Consider the following 18292-nt stretch of genomic DNA (forward strand, 5'->3'; position numbering starts at 1 on the left):
GCCGGATAGACAGCACTGAGCTGGGAGGTTTCCTCGAGTGTCGACCGTCATTTCTCGCGATGAGCTGTGGGCGATGGCTCACGCCGAACGTGCGGCGTTGGCCGATGATCTCGCCGATCTGGACGATGTGCGGTGGGCTCAGCAGTCGCTGTGCGGGCGTTGGACGGTAGCGGAAGTCCTCGCCCACCTCACTGCTGCGGCAAGTATCGGCCGCCTCCGCTGGCTGCTCAGCGTCTCGCGTGCCCGCTTCGACTTCGATGACCACAATGCCCGACGTCTGGCCGAGCACCGTGGCACAACTCCTGCGGAAACGCTGGAAAGATTCCGGAAGATCATCACCAGCACCACCTCTCCATTCGGTCCCACGACAGCCTGGCTCGGTGAGGTGATCGTCCACGCCCAAGACATTCGATATCCGTTGGGCCTGCCGCGTGAGCCCTCGATCGAGGCTGTCACCGAGGTCGCCCGGTTCTACGCGAGCCGAGACTTCACTGTTTCCAGCCACAGCTCGATCAAAGGTTTGCGCCTGGAGGCGACCGACGGCCCCTTTGCTGCGGGAACCGGCGCTCTGGTCAGTGGAACAACCATCGCCTTGACCATGGCGATGGCTGGTAGAGCCACCTACTGCGAGGAGCTCACCGGACCTGGATTGCCCACCCTGCGCAGTCGTCTCTGAACAGCGAGCGCCTTCCTTGCGTGTGCGGATCAGCCTCCCCAACGCGCCATGACGGCACTCGCCCTGGAAATCAGCGGACTCTGCGAGGCAGCGCGATCGGTGCGGTCATCGGCGGTTACGCCAACCACAGTCTGGTGCCCAGCCAGGAAACAGGTTGGATCAATACGCCTGTAGTCCAGTTCGCCGGGCGCGAGAGATCGGGCGATGGGTACGCCGCGCCCATTAATTCCTCTTGGCGGGCAAAAGTTTTCAAGACGTCGAGCAGTTCGGTCATATCGGTGTCCATCCGGGCGAGCCGCTCGACTGTCGTCGAGCGTCACATCGCCGATACCGCGCGCCATGGCGACCTCGGCTACCCCGAAAGGAGGCGTCGGCGTCTCGTGTCGGTCATGACGGCGGTGGCAAGAGCTACGCTGGCTGCATCCGGTCGATGTCGAAGTGTGCCGTGATTTCCCGGCCGTAGTAGTCGATGATGCTGATCGTGTTGTTTCCCGTAAAGGACACACGCTTCGGACATGGCTGACTTTCCGGCGCCGTCCACACATCGATCTGCCTGCTGAACAGGCCGCTGCGCTCCCGCAGCTTGACGGTACAGATGGTGTCGATCATGGCGCTCACGTCGTGCGTGACGGCATCGTGGCGACCGTCCGAGCTCACCGCGACCACCACGGGCTTGCTGTCGCTCGAACCCAAGGCCGCCCACAACATCATCAACGGAAGGACAGGCGTCATCGCAAGCGCCAGGACGCCGGCGGGCACCAGCCAATCCCGGATGCGTCGCCAACCCATCCTCGGTGCGAGGACAAGTACCACCGCCGTCACGATCCAGCACACCGGGGCAGCCCAGCCGGGGATCTCCTGGAACCGATAGAAGCGGTCCGACAGGTAGATCGCAGGCACCGCCGCGAGGTCCACCACCAACAGCGCAGCGATCGCGAGCAGCCAGACGATCCGCCGTAGGCGCGGTCCTCCGCCCGTCGCTTGCCCACCTGGCGCGGGAATCGTCTCGTCAGTCGCCTGCTGCGTCAACGGTCGGCCTAACTCGCGTAATCGGTGTTCGGCTCCGGCAACCGAACTCGCCGTCAGCCTATCGACATCGCCTGCCATACCCGATCTCGTTGAGCAGTCATCTGTTTCACGCTCAGCCTGTCGGTTAGTCGTCGGGGGAAGCGCGGCGGTTTCGTTTGGTGATGCCGCGCCGCTTTTTCGCGGCGATGCGACGTTCCTTTGCTCCGCGCGAGGGTTTGGTGGCGCGGCGAACCGGTGGTGGGGCGGCAGCAGCTTCGCGGAGGAGTGCGGCCAGGCGGTCGCGGGCGGCGGCGCGGTTCTGCAGCTGTGCGCGGTGCTCTGATGCGGTGATCGTGAGCACGCCGTTTACCAGACGGGGGGCCAGGCGGTCGAGCATGCGGGTGCGCAGCCGGTCCGGTATCGAGGGTGAGTTGGCGAGGTCGAACGATAGCTCTACTCGGCTGTCTGTGGTGTTGACGTGCTGGCCGCCCGGGCCGGACGACCGGGAGAATCGCTCGTGTAGCTCGGATGCGGGGATCACCAGCAACCGAGTCACGATCAGGTCCGCTGGCACGATCCGACGCCGCTCTTTCCGGTCCGCGAGTCGTCCAGACCGCGTCGGTTACTCGATGTCGTTCGGGCACTGGTCATTTCACTGCTGGTAGCACTTCTAGGACTGCGGCGGTGACTTTTTCGAGGGTCGCTCGGTCGCGGCCGTTGATCGTCACGGCGGGCACGCTCGCGTAGTCGGAGTTGTCGGCAACCGGGTCGAAGGTCTGGCCGACGCGAATCCGATAGCTGCCATTGGCTTGGTTTGATGTCCAGTATGCGTGCTGCCCAGCGACTTCCACGCGCTCGTAGTTCTTGAACTCGCGGTCGGCCGAGTGGCCGTAGCCGACATAGATCGCGTCGCCGTCGAGTCTGAACCAGCAGCGATCGACCCATTCGGAATCGCTGCGGATCGCGTCCGGCAGCTTCGACAGTACGGCGCACGGATCCTTGCCGGTGACCGTTGTTCGTACCGTGTCCGGCGAATCACCCAGTCGCGGATGCCGTTTCCACTCGGCCAGCGCGACGGTGACGAGGGATTGTGCGGCCGGGCACGGCTCGGTTCCCGGCGGGATCGTGACCGTCAAAGACATGGATCCGCCGGTCGGCAACTGTGCGTATGCGGTGCAGGTGCGGGTCGACGCGCTCGCGACCTCCTCGGGCGAGCGAACATTGTTGTCCCCGAGCAGGTCCACGGTCATGTCGTCGATGGTGACGGTGGTGGCCTTGTCCATCCCGGTTTGATCGACCGCGCGCACCAGCCAATCCACTTCGGTTCCAGTGTTGCGATCGGTGCCGAATTTGGCTTTGCACCCGTACAACTGATCGGTGCCCACCGCCGTGACCGGGCCGAGTTTCGCAAGCTCCGCGCGCGGCAGCAGCGCGCAGATGTCGGTGGTGCGCAACCGCGCCAGCATCTCCGCCTCCGGCCCGGTCGCGGCCGGAGACTCCGGTGGGTTCGCGCCGTTCTCCTGGCAGGCAACCGCCGTCACCGTCAGTACCGCGAGCAGTGCCAACCGTCGAAACATCGCAATCCCCCAAGTCCTATGCCGTGCCCACCCTGCGCGTGACAGCGTCGATAACTTATCTCGAGGCGGGCAGCGGGTGTGGTGCCCGTCGGTCTCAGGCGCTACCAGGGAACGGTTTTGCCGTAGCGATCCAGGAACTGGAGGCCGGGGGCGCCGGACTGGGCTTCGAGGACGTCGACCACTGAGGGGATGCTTTCCGCAGGAGTGAGCGGGGCGTCAGGGCCGCCGAGTTGAGTCTGATTGTGGCCGGGGTCGATCAGCAGCTTGGTGTGGTCGTCGGCAGCGTGACGGGTGGCGTAACTGCGCATCAATTGGTTGAGGGCGGCCTTGCTCGCCTTATAGAGCTCGTAACCGTCTTCGGTGTTCTGGGAGATGCTGCCCTGCTCGGAAGACATGATCGCGACGGTTCCGCCGGGGACGACAAGGTCGCGGAGGCTCTCGACGGCGCGCAGCGGGCTCAGGGCGTTGGTGACCATCACTTCGGTGAACATGTCGGTCGGCACCTCGTGGATCGGGAGGTCGCCTCGGTCGATGGCGGCGTTGACGAACAGTAGATCGAGTTGGCGGCCGGTCAAGCGCTCACGTAGAGCGGCCAGCTGTTCAGGGCTCGTCATTTCCAATGACTCGACCGTCAGCTGACCGTTGGACGCATCAGCCTTCGCTTTCAGCTCACCTCCGCCCTGTCGGGTGGTGGCGACGACTTCCCACCCGCGCCGGACGAGTTCGTCGGCGAGGACGAGCCCCAACCCGCGCGACGCGCCGAGGACGAGGGCTTGACGGTTCGATGTGGCGGACACACGCACTCCTTATGTGATGGAAAACTTAGTCTAGACGCGACGGTGCGTCTAGACAATGTCACAGCCGCGCGCTGGGTATGGTGTCTCGCATGCCAGCCGCGAACCCTCAACCCCGCCGGGCACACTCCGGCCCTCGACGCGACGAGGTCGCGCGGCTGGCGGTACTGCACGCGACGGACGATCTGCTGGTCGAGCACGGATTCGGCGCGCTGACCGTGGAGGCGATCGCGCGCCGGGCCGGCGTCGCCAAGCAAACGATCTACCGCTGGTGGCCTTCGAAGGTCGAGATCCTGCTCGACACCCTCATCGAGGACAGTGCCAAGAAGCTGACGGTCCCGACCGAGCCACCTACGGCGGAAACAATCCGCGGCTACCTGCACGACTTCGTGCGATTCCTCACCCAGGACCCGGCAGGCAAGGTCCTGCTCGCACTGCTCGCCGAAGCACAGCACAATCCCGGCACAGCCGAGCGCTTCCACGAACGCTATTTCGGCCCACGCCGGGCGCAGGAACGCGAGATGCTCACGCGCGCAACCGAAGCCGGTGCCATCTCCCCGAAGCTCGACCTCGACGCCACTATCGACGCCCTCGTCGGGCCCCTCGTTTTCCGCGCGCTGACGGGCTCACCTATCCCCCAGGATCTGGTGGATGCCCTCTTCGAGGATGTACTCAGGCCTCGCGCCGGCTGACCGCCTGAAACCGCGCAAGCGGCACCCAGCATCACGCGCCCACACAGCGCTCCGTGAGCAACCGTTGATCTCCCGGTCATTCCACGAATCATGTCGGCAATACCCGCTGCCTACCGTCGGAGACAACCGATTGTGGGAGGCCTGAGTTGAGCACGCTGACGCGTAACCGTGACATCGAGAACTGGGATGCCGAAGATGTGGTGGCCTGGGAAGCCGGCGGTAAGGACGTAGCCAAGCGGAACCTGATCTGGTCTGTTTTCGCCGAGCATGTCGGCTTCTCGGTGTGGTCGATCTGGTCGGTGATGGTGCTGTTCATGCCGACCGAGACCTACGGCATCGATCCCGCGGGCAAGTTCTTTCTCGTCGCGGTGCCGACCCTGGTCGGCGCGATCCTGCGGATTCCGTACACCGTGGCCACCGCGAAGTTCGGCGGCCGCAACTGGACCATCTTCAGCGCGTTCCTGCTGCTGATCCCGACCCTGCTGACGCTGTATTTCATCAACCAGCCGGGCACCTCGTACACGACGTTCCTGCTGGTGGCCGCTTTCGCCGGCTTCGGCGGCGGCAACTTCGCCTCGTCGATGACCAATATCAATGCGTTCTACCCGCAGCGGCTCAAGGGCTGGGCGCTCGGGCTCAACGCGGGCGGCGGCAATATCGGTGTTCCGGCGATCCAGCTGCTCGGCCTGCTGATCATCGCCACCCTCGGCAACGGCTACGCGTCGCTGATCTGCGCGATCTATCTGGTCCTGGTGGCCCTCGCCGCGCTCGGCGCCGCCCTCTACATGGACAACCTGCGCAACCAGAAAGCCGACCTCGCGGACATGGTCGCGGCGCTGAAGGTGCCGCAGTCCTGGGCGATCGCGTTCCTCTACATCGGCACGTTCGGCTCGTTCATCGGCTACAGCTTCGCCTTCGGGCAGGTGCTGCAGATCAGTTTCAAGGCCGGCGGCGACAGCGCGGCGCAGGCGGCACTGCACGCCGCGCAGATCGCGTTCATCGGACCGTTGCTCGGGTCGCTGGCCCGCCCGTACGGCGGCAAGTGGGCCGACCGGATCGGCGGCAGCAAGGTCACCATGTATGTCTTCGGCGCGATGATGGTGGCCGCGGTGGCCGTCGTGGTGGCGAGCACGCTGGGTGATCGCAACGGCGGCGTGCCGAGCGGCGCGGCGATGGTGACACTCATCGCAGGCTTCATCGCACTGTTCATTCTGTCCGGCATCGGCAACGGGTCCGTCACCAAGATCATCCCGTCGGTGTTCGACGCGAAGTCCAAGAGCCTCAACGTTTCTCGGGACGAGCAGGCCGCGTGGGCACGCAACACCTCCGGCGCGCTCATCGGTTTCGTAGGCGCGATCGGTGCGCTCGGCGGCGTCGGCATCAACCTGATGCTGCGCTCGTCCTACGCGTCCACCCAGTCGGCCACCACCGCGTTCTGGGTCTTCATGGGCTTCTATGTTGCCTGCGCCGTGGTGGTTTGGGCGGTCTTCCTGCGCAGGCCCAGCGACCGCACCGAGGCCGACGTGGTGGTCGAGGCGGAGACCTTCGTGCTGGAGGCCGAGGCCGCGGCGAGCAGCACCCGATGACTGCCGTCGAAACCCTCGGCAGCGCTGCGACTCTCAGCGCCGGGTGGACCCGAGCATGCGGCATCGACCGGTTGATCCCCGGCCGCGGCGTAGCAGTGCTGCTGGGCAGCGGCGAGACCGCCGCCCAAGCGGCCCTGTTCCGCCTGTCGGACGACACCCTCGCCGCTGTCGGCAACATCGATCCCATCGGCCGCGCGGCCGTCATCTCCCGCGGGCTTGTCGGTGATCGCGACGGCACCCCTGTCGTCATTTCACCGCTACTCAAACAGGCGTACTCGCTGATCGACGGGCACTGCCTCGACGACGACTCAGCCTGCCTGCCGGTATACCAAGTCCGCGTAGACAACTCCGTCGTCTCGGTCTCCAACAACCCCGCGTAGACCCGATCGCCACAGCGCACACCCTTTTCCTAACCTGGCTATGGTGTGGGCCGTGATCGAACGCAAACGGGCTCGGCGGACCGTTGTGGTCGGGGTTGTCGTCGGCTTGGTGCTGGGGGCATACCTGGTGGTGAAGCCGCAGTCCTTGCGCTATGAGGCGTCGACGGAGGTACCGGAATGCGTGGATCGGCCCTGCGACGGGGATGACCCACGGACCGCAACCGGCATCCGCCGGGCGAATCCGCAGGTTCGAGTGTGGGCGCGCACGATCACCTTGACCACCACAGGCACTGGTGCCTGGGCGAGCCTCGTGAACGGGCAGCCCGGCGATTCGGTGTGGCTCGATCGCACCGGCCGTAGCAGCCGAGACGACAGGCTGACGGCAACCATTGCCGTGGCTGCCACCGCCGGGGATACGCGGTTCCTCCGGTACGACGACGGGCTGTTGCGCGCTTGCGGGAAGGCCGGTGACCGGCCGGAGGTCCGCTGTACCCGATGGACCGAACAAGCCGACCCACCACCGGATCGGCGACTGCGGGCCGTCGACCGATTGCTGGACCGCTATGACCTCGAGACAGGGCTCTGGGAGAAAGACGCCAGTACCTGGCAGAGCGCCAACGCGCTTACCGCTGTCATCGACTACGCGGCGCGCACCGATGACCTCCAGTACCTCGCCTATGTGGACGACATCTACCGGCACGGCGACGTTGCTCGAATAGGAGTTCCCAGACGGACCGGCTACAACGACGACGAATTATGGTGGGCGTTGGCATGGTTGCGTGCCTTCGACCTCACCCACAATCCGCGCTACCTCACGGCGGCGCAGGTCATTGTCGATGAACTCGATGATCAGCGCGCGTCGTACTGCGACGACGGGCTGACGTGGGCACGCGTGGGTGTCGATCCGGATCAGCGCCCGTGGACCCAGGTGAATGCGATAACCAACGCGTTGTATCTCACGGCGACCGCCCAACTGAGCACGCGGGTCCATCCCTCGAATCGCTCGTCGTATCTCGCTCGCGCGCAGACGATGTGGGATTGGTTCACCACACGGGCGGGTCGCGTTTTGATGGACCGATCCGGATTGATCAACGACCACCTCGACCTCGCCCCGGACGGTGGCACTTGTGTACTTGCCGACGAGGGCACGCGATGGACCTACGTTCAAGGCGTGGTGATCGGCGGATTGGTGGCGCTGGGCCAGGCCACCGGACACAGCGATCTGTTCACCACGGCCGACACGATCGCGTCGGCGGTGACGCGCACAGGGTCACCGTTCATCCGGGACGGTGTTCTGGAAGAACCCAGCGCCACGGATTGCCCCGGCCCCCGGTGCCGGGATGCGGAAACCTTCAAGGGGGTGTTCGTCCGCAACTACCGGCAGCTGGTGGACAGCGGCCACTCCCGTTCCGCCACAAAGGAATTCCTGATCCGCCAAGCAGACTCGCTGCCCGCCGACACCGATGAGTTCGGTTTCCGATGGCAAGGTCCGCGTCGACCTGACGATCTTCCCAACTTCGCCACCCAAGCCGCAGCCGTGGACGCCCTCAACGCGATATGAGGCGTGCCCGGATCGGGGGAACTCGTTTCCGGCTGACCCGCGGAAATCCACCTGCTCGGGGGGTGTACCCGGGGGTTCCCGAAACGCTAACCTTCCCGTCTAGGTGCAGTGAAGGGAAAACATGGCGTCGATGGATCAGGTGAGCGGGCAGGATCCGAACGTTCTCATCGTCGGTACGGGGTTGGCCGGTGTGGGAATGGCGATCAAGCTGCTGGAGGCGGGCGAGCGGAATTTCGTCATCCTGGAGAAGGCCGACGGGGTCGGCGGCGTGTGGCGGGAAAATACTTATCCCGGTTGCGGTTGCGACATCATGTCGATGATGTATTCGTACTCGTTCGCGCCCAATACCGATTGGACGCGGATGTATGCCCCGCAGCCGGAGATACTCGATTACATCCGGCGGGTGGTCAAGGATTACGAGCTCGAACCGTATATCCGATTCCAATCCGAGGCCGTGTCTTACGAATTCGACGCCACCAGCGACCGGTGGGTGGTGCGCACCGCCGACGGTGACGAGTATCGGCCGCGCGCCGTGGTCGCCGCGCACGGCGCATTGCACGTCCCGAATATTCCGGAGTTCAAGGGGCGCGACACCTTCAAGGGACCGGTGTTCCATTCCGCGCAGTGGGACCATTCGGTGGACCTGACCGGCAAACGAGTGGCGGTGATCGGCACCGGATCCAGCGGCGTTCAGCTGGTGCCCCAAATCGCCGACACCGCAGCGCATGTCGAGGTCTTCCAGCGCACCCCGCACTGGGTGCTACCGAAGCTGGACCGCCCGGTCAGCTCCCTGGAGCAGCGCCTGTTCAAGGCCTTCCCCGGCGCGATGAAGATCTACCGCAACGCCGCCTTCTGGCTGCACGAGGCGCCGGTGGCCGGCTACTTCCACCCCCGCTTGAACACACTGCTCAAATGGATGTCGTTGCACCAGCTGAAGAAGCAGGTGCCCGACCCGGAGCTGCGCGCGAAACTCACCCCGTCCTACACCTTCGGCTGCAAACGCATCCTGTTCTCCAGTGACTTCTATCCGGCATTACAACGCCCGGACGTCAGCCTGGTCACCGAGGGCATCGAGGAATTCACCGAAGCCGGAATCCGCACGGCCGACGGCGAACTGCACGAGGCCGACGTGGTCGTGCTCGGCACCGGCTTCGCCACCGGCAACCGCTGCGCCGACGAGCACATCGTCGGCCGGGACGGGCTCACCATTCAGCAGGCCTGGCGCGACGGCATGCAGGCCTACTACGGCATGACGGTGGCGGGTTTCCCGAACTTCTTCATGATCATGGGCCCCAATTCCGGTGGCGGCGCGCAATCCATCCTGTTCCTGATCGAATCCCAGGTGCGCTACATCGTGAAATGCCTGCGCATGATGGAGGACCGGGGCTCGACGCGGCTCGAGGTGCGTGGCGAGGTGCAGCACGAGTTCAACACCTGGCTGCACAGCAAACTCGACAAATCCGTGTGGGTGTCCGGCGGGTGCCACAGCTGGTTCCTCGATCACACCGGCCGCAATCGGCAGTCCTGGCCGGGCACCGGCACGAGTTACTGGCGCGCGACCCGGGAACCCAAGGCCGACGCCTTCGAACTCTCCGGGTCCGGCCAGCGCTGATCGTCGAGTCCTGCTGGCGCACAGGCTGATTCAGCCGTGCGTCACGGGACGTCGCGGGCATCCTTCAGCCGCCCGTAGACGGCGAGCAGCGGCGTGAACGGCAGCAGGTCGCCGAACCGATATTCGCTGCCGCGCACCAGACGGTCGGCCAGGTCCGGGCGCTGCTTCCGCAGATAGCGCCTGGCCTTCTCGGCATGGAACGGCAACGAGACGACCTTGATCCGCTCGACGTCCTCGAGGTAGGGAATCGCGAAAGCGATGTTCTCCCAAGTACTTCGACTCGACTCCTCCAGTACGAGTTCCCCGCGATACCCACGTGTTTCGGTCGCGTAGCGCGCCATCAGCGCCGCCTCCGTATGCGGACCTGCGCACGCCCCGCCACACAGCACCAGCCGAGTCCGGGTGGCGGCCGGATCGATGGACCGCAGCCCTGCCCGCACCCGCCACCGATTCATCAGGTTGGCGCGCGTTCCGGCGTCGCGATACCCGAGCACGACCACGGCCTCGGCGTCACCCGCGACAGACCCGACCACCCTGCGCGTCGCACGCCAGTTCTCCCACTCACCCCACAGGATCGCCAGGACAAGACCGCTACCGATGCTGAGCCAGGTCCGTTTCCGCACGCGTTCACCCAAGCACATGCCCGCTCAGCGCGATCGGCGGCCACCCTCCGGGGGTGATTTCCGCACCCTGTGACGGCCGAGCTACCTCCCAGGGTGGCTTACGGCACGCCCGCGTGTGCCCGAACCTTAGTGGACAAGCCCTTCCACCAGAGAGATCAGCACTTGACACACTCCCTCAGCCGCGCAGCAGCAGGACTGTTCTTCGGCACACTGACCGTGGTCGGCCTCGTCGCTGTTCCCGGCACCGCGACTGCCGCACAGCCCGACGACATCGTCACGATCCAGCAGGTGTCCAGCGGTCGCTATCTCGACGCGTGGAACGACGGCACTCACGACTACAACGTCGTCACCCGCCCGAAGCAGGGCGACACCAGCCAGCAGTGGCGGATTCGCTGGGACGACAGCGGCACCGGAACCGGAACCGTGCAGCAGGTGAGCAGCAACCGCTACCTCGACGCGCACGAAATCGAGTCCCTGGACTACCGCTTGGTCACCCGCCCCGCCCAGAACAATCCCACGCAGGTGTGGCACATCCGGGCCCTCGGCGGCGGAAAGTACACGATGCAGCAGGCGTCCAACAATCGCTACGTGGACGCACACGAGTACGCCGAGAAGGACTTCGGCGTGGTGAGCCGTCCGGCGCAGCACAATCCGACCCAGCAGTTCGTGCTGGTCGTAATCGGTCACTGAGACCGAGAACGCCGCTGTGGCAACGCATCTCTTCGGATGCGAGGCCACAGCGGCGTTTCAGGTATGTCGCGGAACGTGGATCAACGCCAGTGTTCCGGGGTGACAGGCGCGTCCCAGGCGCGGGCGTAGCGGCGGGTGTCGGGGGCGTTGGATTCCTTGCGACGGTAGACGATGTAAGGGCGCGTGAGGTAGCCGAGCGGTGCGCTGAACATATGGACCAGGCGGGTGTAGGGCCAGATGCCGATCAGGGTGAGCACGACCAGGCCGTGCGCCTGGAAGGTCCACGGTGTGCCGACCATCAGGCCGGGTTCCGGATTCGGCGTGAAAAGACTACGGAACCAAGGGGATACGGTTTCGCGATAGTTGTAGGTACCCCAGAGCAGGTTGCTCCCCCAGGTATTGAGCAGGCCGGTGATCAGAGCGGCGGCCAGCAGCGCATACATCAGTTTGTCGTTGGCGGTGGTGGCCTTGCGGACCGCGGGCACGGTGAACCGGCGATAGAGCAGGATGCCGACACCGGCCAGCACCGCCGCACCCGCCACCGAACCCGCCGACACCGCGACCAGGTGGTAGGCGTGCTCGGAGATGCCGACCGCGGCGGTCCACGACGCCGGAATCAAGACGCCCATCACGTGACCGCCGATCACCCCGAGCATGCCGAAGTGGAACAGCGGACTGCCCAGGCGCAGCAGGCGGCTCTCGTAGACCTGGGAAGAGCGGGTGGTCCAACCGAATTGGTCGTTCCGGTACCGCCACAGGTGGCCGAGGACGAACGAGGTGAATGCCACGTACGGCAGGGTCAACCACAGGGTGCTGGTCATCGGCGGCCTTCTCCTTGCGCGAACATGGTGGGATCCATGGCAAACGGTTCGAGTCCCACTTCTTCCTCCGGTGGTCCCTGCGCGGCCAGCTCGGCGATGCGCCGCCGGTCCGCCGTGGTCGGCGGGGGCAGCGTGGCGACCACCGCCGCCAGCACGGCGGCGTAGGGTGACTTGTTGTCGGACAACGAGAGCCGGAGCAGTTCGATAACCGGCACGTGCTCGCCGAGCAACCGTTCACCGCCGATCGGGTCGACCGTCGCGGCGAACTCCAGCAGCACCGGCAGGTGATCGGGCAGCTCCTCGTCGCCGAGCTCGACACCCGCGTGCCGGTAGGCATGTTTGAACCGGAGCAGCGCCATCCCCCGCTTGCGGGTGTCGCCGTAGGCGTAGAAGGTCAGGTGCATGCTGGAGCGGCGGCGCATGTCGAAGGTCTCGACGTAGCGCGTCGCCAGGTCCAGCGGTGCGCTTGCACCCAGGTGGGTGAGGAATTCGATCAGATGATTCCGCACCGGCTCCGGCAATTCCGTTGCGGCACTGACGAGATCATCGGTCATCGCGAGGAGTTGCTCGCTCGGGTAGTCGAGCAGCAGCGCGGCGATCCGCCACACCACGCGCCGGTCGCGTTCGGCCATCGGCACGGCGGGCTCGGGCCTGCGGCGTACCTTCAGCAGCGACATGACGGACCCCCGTCGGGATTCGGGACGCGCGCGCTCATTGGGGTGCTCCGGTGGTCGTGGCTACGGGTGGCACGCCGTCGGGTACGGCACCGTTGCTGCCCTTGGCTGCCACACCGTTGTCGGACGCGCCGTTGCTTCCATTCGCGGCTACACCGTTGCCCGAAGCCTTGCCGTTGGCAGGCGAGGGCAGCAAGCCGTTGGTGCTCTGCCCATCCCAGTTGAGCAGGTTGACCCGGTTCGACTTCTCCTCCGGCGCAGCACCATTGGTGTCGGTCAGGTGGAACTTCTCCACCATGGTGTCGAACGCCGTCATCCCCGGCCCGCCGTCGTTGTCCAGGCTGCACCCGGTGGCCAACGCGTCCAGCTGATGCGCCTCCGAACCCGCACCCGACGGAATCACGTACCGGTGTTCGTATTTCGCGATCGCCAGCAGCCGGTACATCGCTTCGATCTCCTCCGGCTCCAGCCGGACCGAGGGGGCGATCGCCGGATCCGGTTCCTCCCCCAGGTTCACCGACCGCATGAACGCCCGCATTCCGGCCAACCGCTGCAACGCGGCCCGCACCGGTCCGACGTCACCCGCCGTGAACAGCTCCGCCAGATACTCCACCGGGATCCGCAGCGCGTCGATCGCGCCGAACAGGTTTCGTGCGTCCTCGCCGTCGTGGCCGGTCTCCGACAGCACGTCCACCACCGGCGACAGCGGCGGCACGTACCAGACCATCGGCATGGTGCGGTACTCCGGATGCAGCGGCAAGGCGATCTGGTAGTCGACGATCAGCTTGTAGATCGGCGAATCCTGTGCGGCCTGAATCCATTCCGGCGAGATACCGGCCCGCTCCGCCTCCGCGACCACCCGCGGGTCATGCGGGTTGAGGAACACGCCCAACTGCGACGGGTACAGGTCCTTGTCCTCGGTGACCGAGGCCGCCTCGAGGACCTTGTCGGCATCGTAGAGCATCACGCCGATGTAGCGCAGCCGGCCGACGCAGGTCTCCGAGCAGACCGTGGGGATGCCCACCTCCACCCGCGGGTAGCAGAAGGTGCACTTCTCCGCCTTGCCCGTCTTGTGGTTGAAGTAGATCTTCTTGTACGGGCAGCCGGTGACGCACTGGCGCCAGCCGCGGCACTTGTCCTGATCGACGAGCACGATGCCGTCCTCGGCGCGTTTGTAGATCGCGCCGGACGGGCACGAGGCCGCGCACGACGGGTTCAGGCAGTGCTCGCAGATCCGCGGCAGGTAGAACATGAAGGTCTGCTCGAACTCCAGCTTCACCTGATCGGACAGCCGCGACAGCAACGGGTCCTTGCCCACCTGTTCCGGACCGGAGCCGAGGTCGTCGTCCCAGTTGGCGCCCCAGGTGATCTTGGTGTCCTCACCGGTGATCAGCGATTTCGGACGCGCGACCGGGGTGGTGTCCATCGCCGGGGACGACAGCAGGTTGTCGTAGTCGTAGCTCCACGGCTCGTAGTAGTCCGCCACCGTGGGCAGGTCCGGGTTGGCGAAGATGTTGAGCAGCCGCTTCATCCGGGAGCCGGACTTCAGGGTGAGCTTGCCCCTGCGGTTGAGCTGCCAGCCACCCTTCCACTTCTCCTGGTCCTGATACTGGCGCGGATACCCCTGTCCCGGACGGGTTTCCACATTGTTGAACCACATGTACTCGGTGCCGCCGCGGTTGGTCCACGCCTGCTTGCAGGTGACGCTGCAGGTGTGACAGCCGATGCATTTGTCCAGGTTCATCACCATGGCGAGCTGGGCCATGACGCGCATGTCAGTACTCCACTTCCTGCGAGCGGCCATCGAACAGAGCGTCGGTACCTCGTCGGGCCATGTCAGTACTCCACTTCCTGCGAGCGGCGGCGAATAGTCGTTACTTCGTCGCGCTGGTTTCCGGTGGGGCCGTGGTAGTTCAGCGCGAAGGACTGCTGCGCGTAGCCGCCGATGAGGTGTGAGGGTTTGATCATGATTCGGGTCAGCGCGTTGTGGATGCCGCCGCGTTTGCCGCGGGCATCGTTGACCTCCGGCCGATCCTCGATGCGCGGCACATCCACCGCCCGGTCTTGCGCGTGATACATGAACACGGTGCCCTCCGGCATCCGGTGCGACACGATCGCCCGCGCGACGACCACACCGTTGCGGTTCACCGCCTCGATCCAATCGTTGTCGGCGACACCGATTTTCGCGGCGTCCTTCTCCGACATCCAGATCGACTGACCGCCACGCGACAACGTCAGCATGTGCAGGTTGTCCTGGTACGCCGAGTGGATCGACCACTTCGAGTGCGGCGTCAGATACCGGACGGTCACGCCCTTTTCGGTCACCGCGCCGACATCGGGTTCGCTGAACAACGCGGTCATGTCCAGCGGCGGCCGGAAGATCGGCAGCTGCTCACCGAGTTCCAGCATCCAGTCGTGGTCCAGGTAGAAGTGCTGGCGGCCGGTGAGGGTGTGCCAGGGCTTCAACCGTTCGGTGTTGATGGTGAACGGCGAGTACCGCCGCCCGCCGGTCTCGCTGCCGGACCACTCCGGCGAGGTGATCACCGGGACGGGCCGAGCCTGGGTGTCGGCGAAGGTGATTCGCTTGCCCTCATGTTCGGCGGCCAGGTCGGCCAGCTCGGTGCCGGTGCGCCGCTCCAGCGCCTCGAAGCCCTGTACCGCGAGCCTGCCGTTGGTGGTGCCGGACAGCGCGAGGATCGCCTCGGCGGCGTGGGTGTCCTTGGCCAGCGACGGACGCCCCTGTGCCACACCGGAAACCACGGTGCCGTTGGTCGCCGCGAGGTACTTCACTTCCTCGTCGGGATAGGTGGTGACGCCCTTGGTCGTCAGGCCGAGGGTGTCGATCAGCGGGCCGAGGGCCGCCATCTTCTCCGCGATCTTCGGGTAGTCGCGTTCCACCATGACCAGTTTCGGCATCGTCTTGCCCGGAATCGGCTCGCACTCACCGGCTTTCCAGTCCAGGACCCGGCCGCCCGCCTGCGCCATGGCGTCGGGCGAATCGTGTTGCAGCGGTACCGCGACGATGTCTTTGCGGACACCGAGGTGCTTCTCCGCCATCCAGGAGAACCCGCGCGCGATCCGGTGGAACGCATCGAAGTCGGTCTTGGCCTCCCACGGCGGCGAGATCGCCGGGGAGAAGGCGTGCACGAACGGGTGCATGTCGGTGGAGGACAGGTCGTGTTTCTCGTACCAGGTCGCGGCGGGCAGCACGATGTCGGAGAACAGCGTGGTGCTGGTCATCCGGAAGTCCAGCGAGAGCAGCAGATCCAGCTTTCCGGTCGGCGCCTGATCGCGCCAGACCAGCTCCTGCGGGCGGACACCGGTGACGTCGGTGGTTTGCAGATTGGAGTCCGCGCCGAGCAGGTGCTTGTGGAAGTACTCGTTGCCCTTGCCGGAGGAGCCGAGCAGGTTCGCCCGCCACACCGTCAGACACCGCGGGAAGTTCTCCGGCGCGTCCGGGTCCTCGCAGGCGAAGCGCAGGTCGCCGGACTTCAGCTCGTCCACGATGTGCTCGGGCGCCGACTTGCCCGCCTGCTCGGCCTCGTCCGCCAGATCGAGCGGATTGCGGTCGAACGTCGGGTAGCTCGGCATCCAGCCGAGCCTGCTGGCCAGCGCGATATTGTCGGCGGCGGTGCGGCCGGCGAACCGGCCCTCGTTCAACGGCGAGGCGAAGGTCTCGGCGGTGAACGGGTCGTAGCGCCACTGGTCGTTGGTGAGGTACCAGAAGACGGTGCCCTGCATCTGCCGCGGCGGGCGTTGCCAGTCCGAGGCGAACGCCAGGGTGGACCAGCCGGTCACCGGACGGCACTTCTCCTGGCCGACGTAATGGGCCCAGCCACCGCCGTTGACGCCCTGGCAGCCGGTGAGCAGGGTCAGCGTGAAGAACGCGCGATAGATCTGGTCGGAGTGGAACCAGTGGTTGGTGCCCGCGCCCATCAGGATCATCGAGCGGCCGCCGGAACGGTCGGCGTTGTCCGCGAATTCGCGCGCGATGCGTGTCGCCTGCGCGGCGGGGACGCCGGTGATGGCCTCCTGCCAGGCCGGGGTGTACGGCTCGGACGCATCGTCGTAGCCGGTCGGCCAGCTACCGGGCAGGCCGTCGCGGCCGACGCCGTACTGCGCCAGCAGCAGGTCGAACACCGTGGTAACCCGTTTGCCCGCAACGACAATCGTCGGCACGCCGCGGGTGAGCACGCCGGGCACATCGGTGTCGAAGCGGGGAAACCGCACGGCCGCAGCATCGTCGGTACGGCCGTGCAGCGTCAGCAGCGGATCGATGTCCGCCAGGTCGAGATTCCACCGCCCGGTGCCCGAGGCGCCGAACCGGTCGCCCAGGGATCCGTTGGGCACCACCGGATTCGCGTCCGCGTCCAGCAGCACCGTGCGGAACTCGTCGCCCTCCGCCCCCGGCGTGCGCGGTTCGGTTGCCCCCTGCGCAACCGTACCGGCGGTCGCCAAATCGGCTGCGGTGAGGAACTTTCCGGGCACGTGCGCGCCGTCGCGCTCGTCGAGGGTGATCAGGAACGGCAGATCGGTGTAGCGCTTGACGTAGTCGGTGAAGCGGTCTGTCGTCTTGTCGACGAAGAACTCCTTGAGCATCACGTGCCCCATCGACATGGCAAGGGCCGCATCGGTTCCCGGCCGCGCCGCCACCCATTCGTCGGCGAACTTGGTGTTGTCGGCGTAGTCGGGGGAAACCACCACGACCTTCTGCCCGCGATAGCGCGCCTCGGTCATGTAGTGCGCGTCCGGGGTCCTGGTCACCGGCACATTCGAGCCCCACATGATGAGGTAGCCCGCGTCGAACCAGTCCGCCGACTCCGGAACGTCGGTCTGGTCGCCGAACACCTGCGGTGAGGCCACCGGAAGGTCGGCGTACCAGTCGTAGAACGACAGCATCGAGCCGCCGAGCAGCGAGATGAACCGCGCGCCGACGGCGTGGCTGACCATGGACATGGCGGGAATCGGCGAGAAGCCCGCCACCCGGTCCGGGCCGTACTGCTTGATCGTGTAGACGTGCGCCGCGGCCGCGATTTCGGCGGCTTCCCACCACTCGGCGCGTACGAAGCCGCCCTTGCCGCGAGATGACTTGTAGCGCTTGGCTTTCGCGGCATCCTCGACGATCTCGCCCCACGCGAGGACCGGGTCCTTGAGCCGGGACTTGGCCTCGCGGTACATCTCCAGCAGCACACCGCGCACGTACGGGTAGCGCACGCGGGCGGGCGAATAGGTGTACCAGGAGAACGAGGCGCCGCGCGGGCAACCTCTCGGCTCATACTCGGGTTTGTCCGCGCCGACCGAGGGATAGTCGGTTTGCTGCGATTCCCAGGTGATCACACCGTCTTTGACGTAAATCTTCCAGGAGCACGATCCCGTGCAGTTCACGCCGTGGGTCGAGCGCACCACTTTGTCGTGTGACCAGCGGTCGCGATAGAACTCGTCGGCGCCGCGGCCACCGGTTTTGTGCAGGGTGCGCTGGTCCGCCGAAATCTCGCCGCGGTGAAAATACTTGCCCAATCGCAGGAGTGCGTCGCCGGCGTCGGCGGATGGTCGGTCGGTCCGTGATTGTGCCACGACGCCCCCTTCGAGCTGTGAAAA

The 18292-nt window shown here is 65.8% G+C and carries 17 protein-coding genes; 7 read left to right on the plus strand and 10 right to left on the minus strand.

The genetic code is table 11. The features are described from left to right. Positions 1-37: 37 nt before the first annotated feature. On the plus strand, positions 38-676 hold the full coding sequence (locus tag NN4_RS15985; RefSeq protein WP_147131354.1) for a maleylpyruvate isomerase family mycothiol-dependent enzyme: 639 nt from the start codon (positions 38-40) through the stop codon (positions 674-676). A gap of 115 nt (positions 677-791) precedes the next feature. Here NN4_RS15985 and NN4_RS45000 read toward each other — a convergent pair whose 3' ends face one another. The 5 genes from NN4_RS45000 to NN4_RS16005 all read right to left on the minus strand — a co-directional run bounded on the left by NN4_RS45000 (position 792) and on the right by NN4_RS16005 (position 4058). Continuing rightward, positions 792-950 carry a hypothetical protein gene (locus NN4_RS45000; protein ID WP_186818451.1) on the minus strand — a complete coding sequence of 53 codons (159 nt, stop codon included), beginning with the start codon at positions 948-950 and terminating at the stop codon, positions 792-794. A 134-nt stretch (positions 951-1084) separates the two neighbouring features. Next, positions 1085-1705, minus strand: coding sequence for a hypothetical protein (locus NN4_RS15990; protein ID WP_147131357.1), 621 nt, complete (start codon positions 1703-1705; stop codon positions 1085-1087). A 124-nt stretch (positions 1706-1829) separates the two neighbouring features. After that, entirely contained in the window at positions 1830-2243 is a 414-nt protein-coding gene (gene arfB, locus NN4_RS15995; RefSeq protein WP_222595080.1) for an alternative ribosome rescue aminoacyl-tRNA hydrolase ArfB, read from the minus strand. An 88-nt stretch (positions 2244-2331) separates the two neighbouring features. Next, positions 2332-3261 (minus strand): hypothetical protein, encoded by a 930-nt coding sequence (locus NN4_RS16000; RefSeq protein ID WP_147131362.1) that lies wholly within the window; start codon positions 3259-3261, stop codon positions 2332-2334. Positions 3262-3362: 101 nt separating this feature from the next. After that, positions 3363-4058, minus strand: a complete 696-nt coding sequence (locus NN4_RS16005; protein WP_147131366.1) for an SDR family NAD(P)-dependent oxidoreductase — start codon at positions 4056-4058, stop codon at positions 3363-3365. Between the two features lie 89 nt (positions 4059-4147). Between NN4_RS16005 and NN4_RS16010 the strand changes: the two genes are divergently transcribed. The 5 genes from NN4_RS16010 (at position 4148) to NN4_RS16030 (ending at position 9886) form a co-directional block, all read left to right on the plus strand. Next, positions 4148-4747, plus strand: coding sequence for a TetR/AcrR family transcriptional regulator (locus NN4_RS16010; RefSeq protein WP_147131369.1), 600 nt, complete (start codon positions 4148-4150; stop codon positions 4745-4747). A 146-nt stretch (positions 4748-4893) separates the two neighbouring features. Next, positions 4894-6333: an MFS transporter gene (locus tag NN4_RS16015; RefSeq protein ID WP_147131371.1), complete on the plus strand. Its 1440-nt coding sequence runs from the start codon at positions 4894-4896 to the stop codon at positions 6331-6333. Then, the gene (nirD, locus tag NN4_RS16020; protein ID WP_147131374.1) at positions 6330-6713 is read left to right on the plus strand and encodes a nitrite reductase small subunit NirD; all 384 of its coding nucleotides are present in this window, start codon (positions 6330-6332) and stop codon (positions 6711-6713) included. The genes NN4_RS16015 and nirD overlap by 4 nt, the downstream gene beginning before the upstream one ends. Positions 6714-6765: 52 nt before the next feature. Next, positions 6766-8274, plus strand: coding sequence for a glycoside hydrolase family 76 protein (locus tag NN4_RS16025; protein WP_186818452.1), 1509 nt, complete (start codon positions 6766-6768; stop codon positions 8272-8274). A 130-nt stretch (positions 8275-8404) separates the two neighbouring features. After that, positions 8405-9886, plus strand: a complete 1482-nt coding sequence (locus tag NN4_RS16030) for a flavin-containing monooxygenase (RefSeq protein WP_246180904.1) — start codon at positions 8405-8407, stop codon at positions 9884-9886. 41 nt (positions 9887-9927) lie between these two features. On the opposite strand, the gene NN4_RS16035 is transcribed toward NN4_RS16030, so the two are convergent. Then, positions 9928-10509, minus strand: a complete 582-nt coding sequence (locus NN4_RS16035; protein WP_222595075.1) for a YdcF family protein — start codon at positions 10507-10509, stop codon at positions 9928-9930. A 162-nt stretch (positions 10510-10671) separates the two neighbouring features. On the opposite strand from NN4_RS16035, the gene NN4_RS16040 reads away from it, so the two are divergent. Continuing rightward, entirely contained in the window at positions 10672-11199 is a 528-nt protein-coding gene (locus NN4_RS16040) for an RICIN domain-containing protein (RefSeq protein ID WP_186818453.1), read from the plus strand. A gap of 80 nt (positions 11200-11279) precedes the next feature. On the opposite strand, the gene narI is transcribed toward NN4_RS16040, so the two are convergent. From narI to NN4_RS16060, 4 genes are all read right to left on the minus strand, one after another. Continuing rightward, positions 11280-12020, minus strand: a complete 741-nt coding sequence (gene narI, locus NN4_RS16045) for a respiratory nitrate reductase subunit gamma (RefSeq protein ID WP_147131393.1) — start codon at positions 12018-12020, stop codon at positions 11280-11282. Beyond that, positions 12017-12697 carry a nitrate reductase molybdenum cofactor assembly chaperone gene (gene narJ / locus NN4_RS16050; protein ID WP_147131396.1) on the minus strand — a complete coding sequence of 227 codons (681 nt, stop codon included), beginning with the start codon at positions 12695-12697 and terminating at the stop codon, positions 12017-12019. The genes narI and narJ overlap by 4 nt, the downstream gene beginning before the upstream one ends. Before the next feature lie 34 nt (positions 12698-12731). Continuing rightward, complete coding sequence (narH, locus tag NN4_RS16055) at positions 12732-14468, minus strand: nitrate reductase subunit beta (RefSeq protein WP_147131398.1); 1737 nt, start codon at positions 14466-14468, stop codon at positions 12732-12734. Positions 14469-14530: 62 nt separating this feature from the next. After that, a complete protein-coding gene (locus tag NN4_RS16060) occupies positions 14531-18268 on the minus strand; it encodes a nitrate reductase subunit alpha (RefSeq protein ID WP_147131401.1) in 3738 nt (1245 codons plus the stop codon). Between the last annotated feature and the right edge of the window lie 24 nt (positions 18269-18292).

The organism is Nocardia ninae NBRC 108245 (assembly GCF_007990755.1).
In the GTDB taxonomy this organism is placed as follows: Bacteria; Actinomycetota; Actinomycetes; order Mycobacteriales; family Mycobacteriaceae; genus Nocardia; species Nocardia ninae.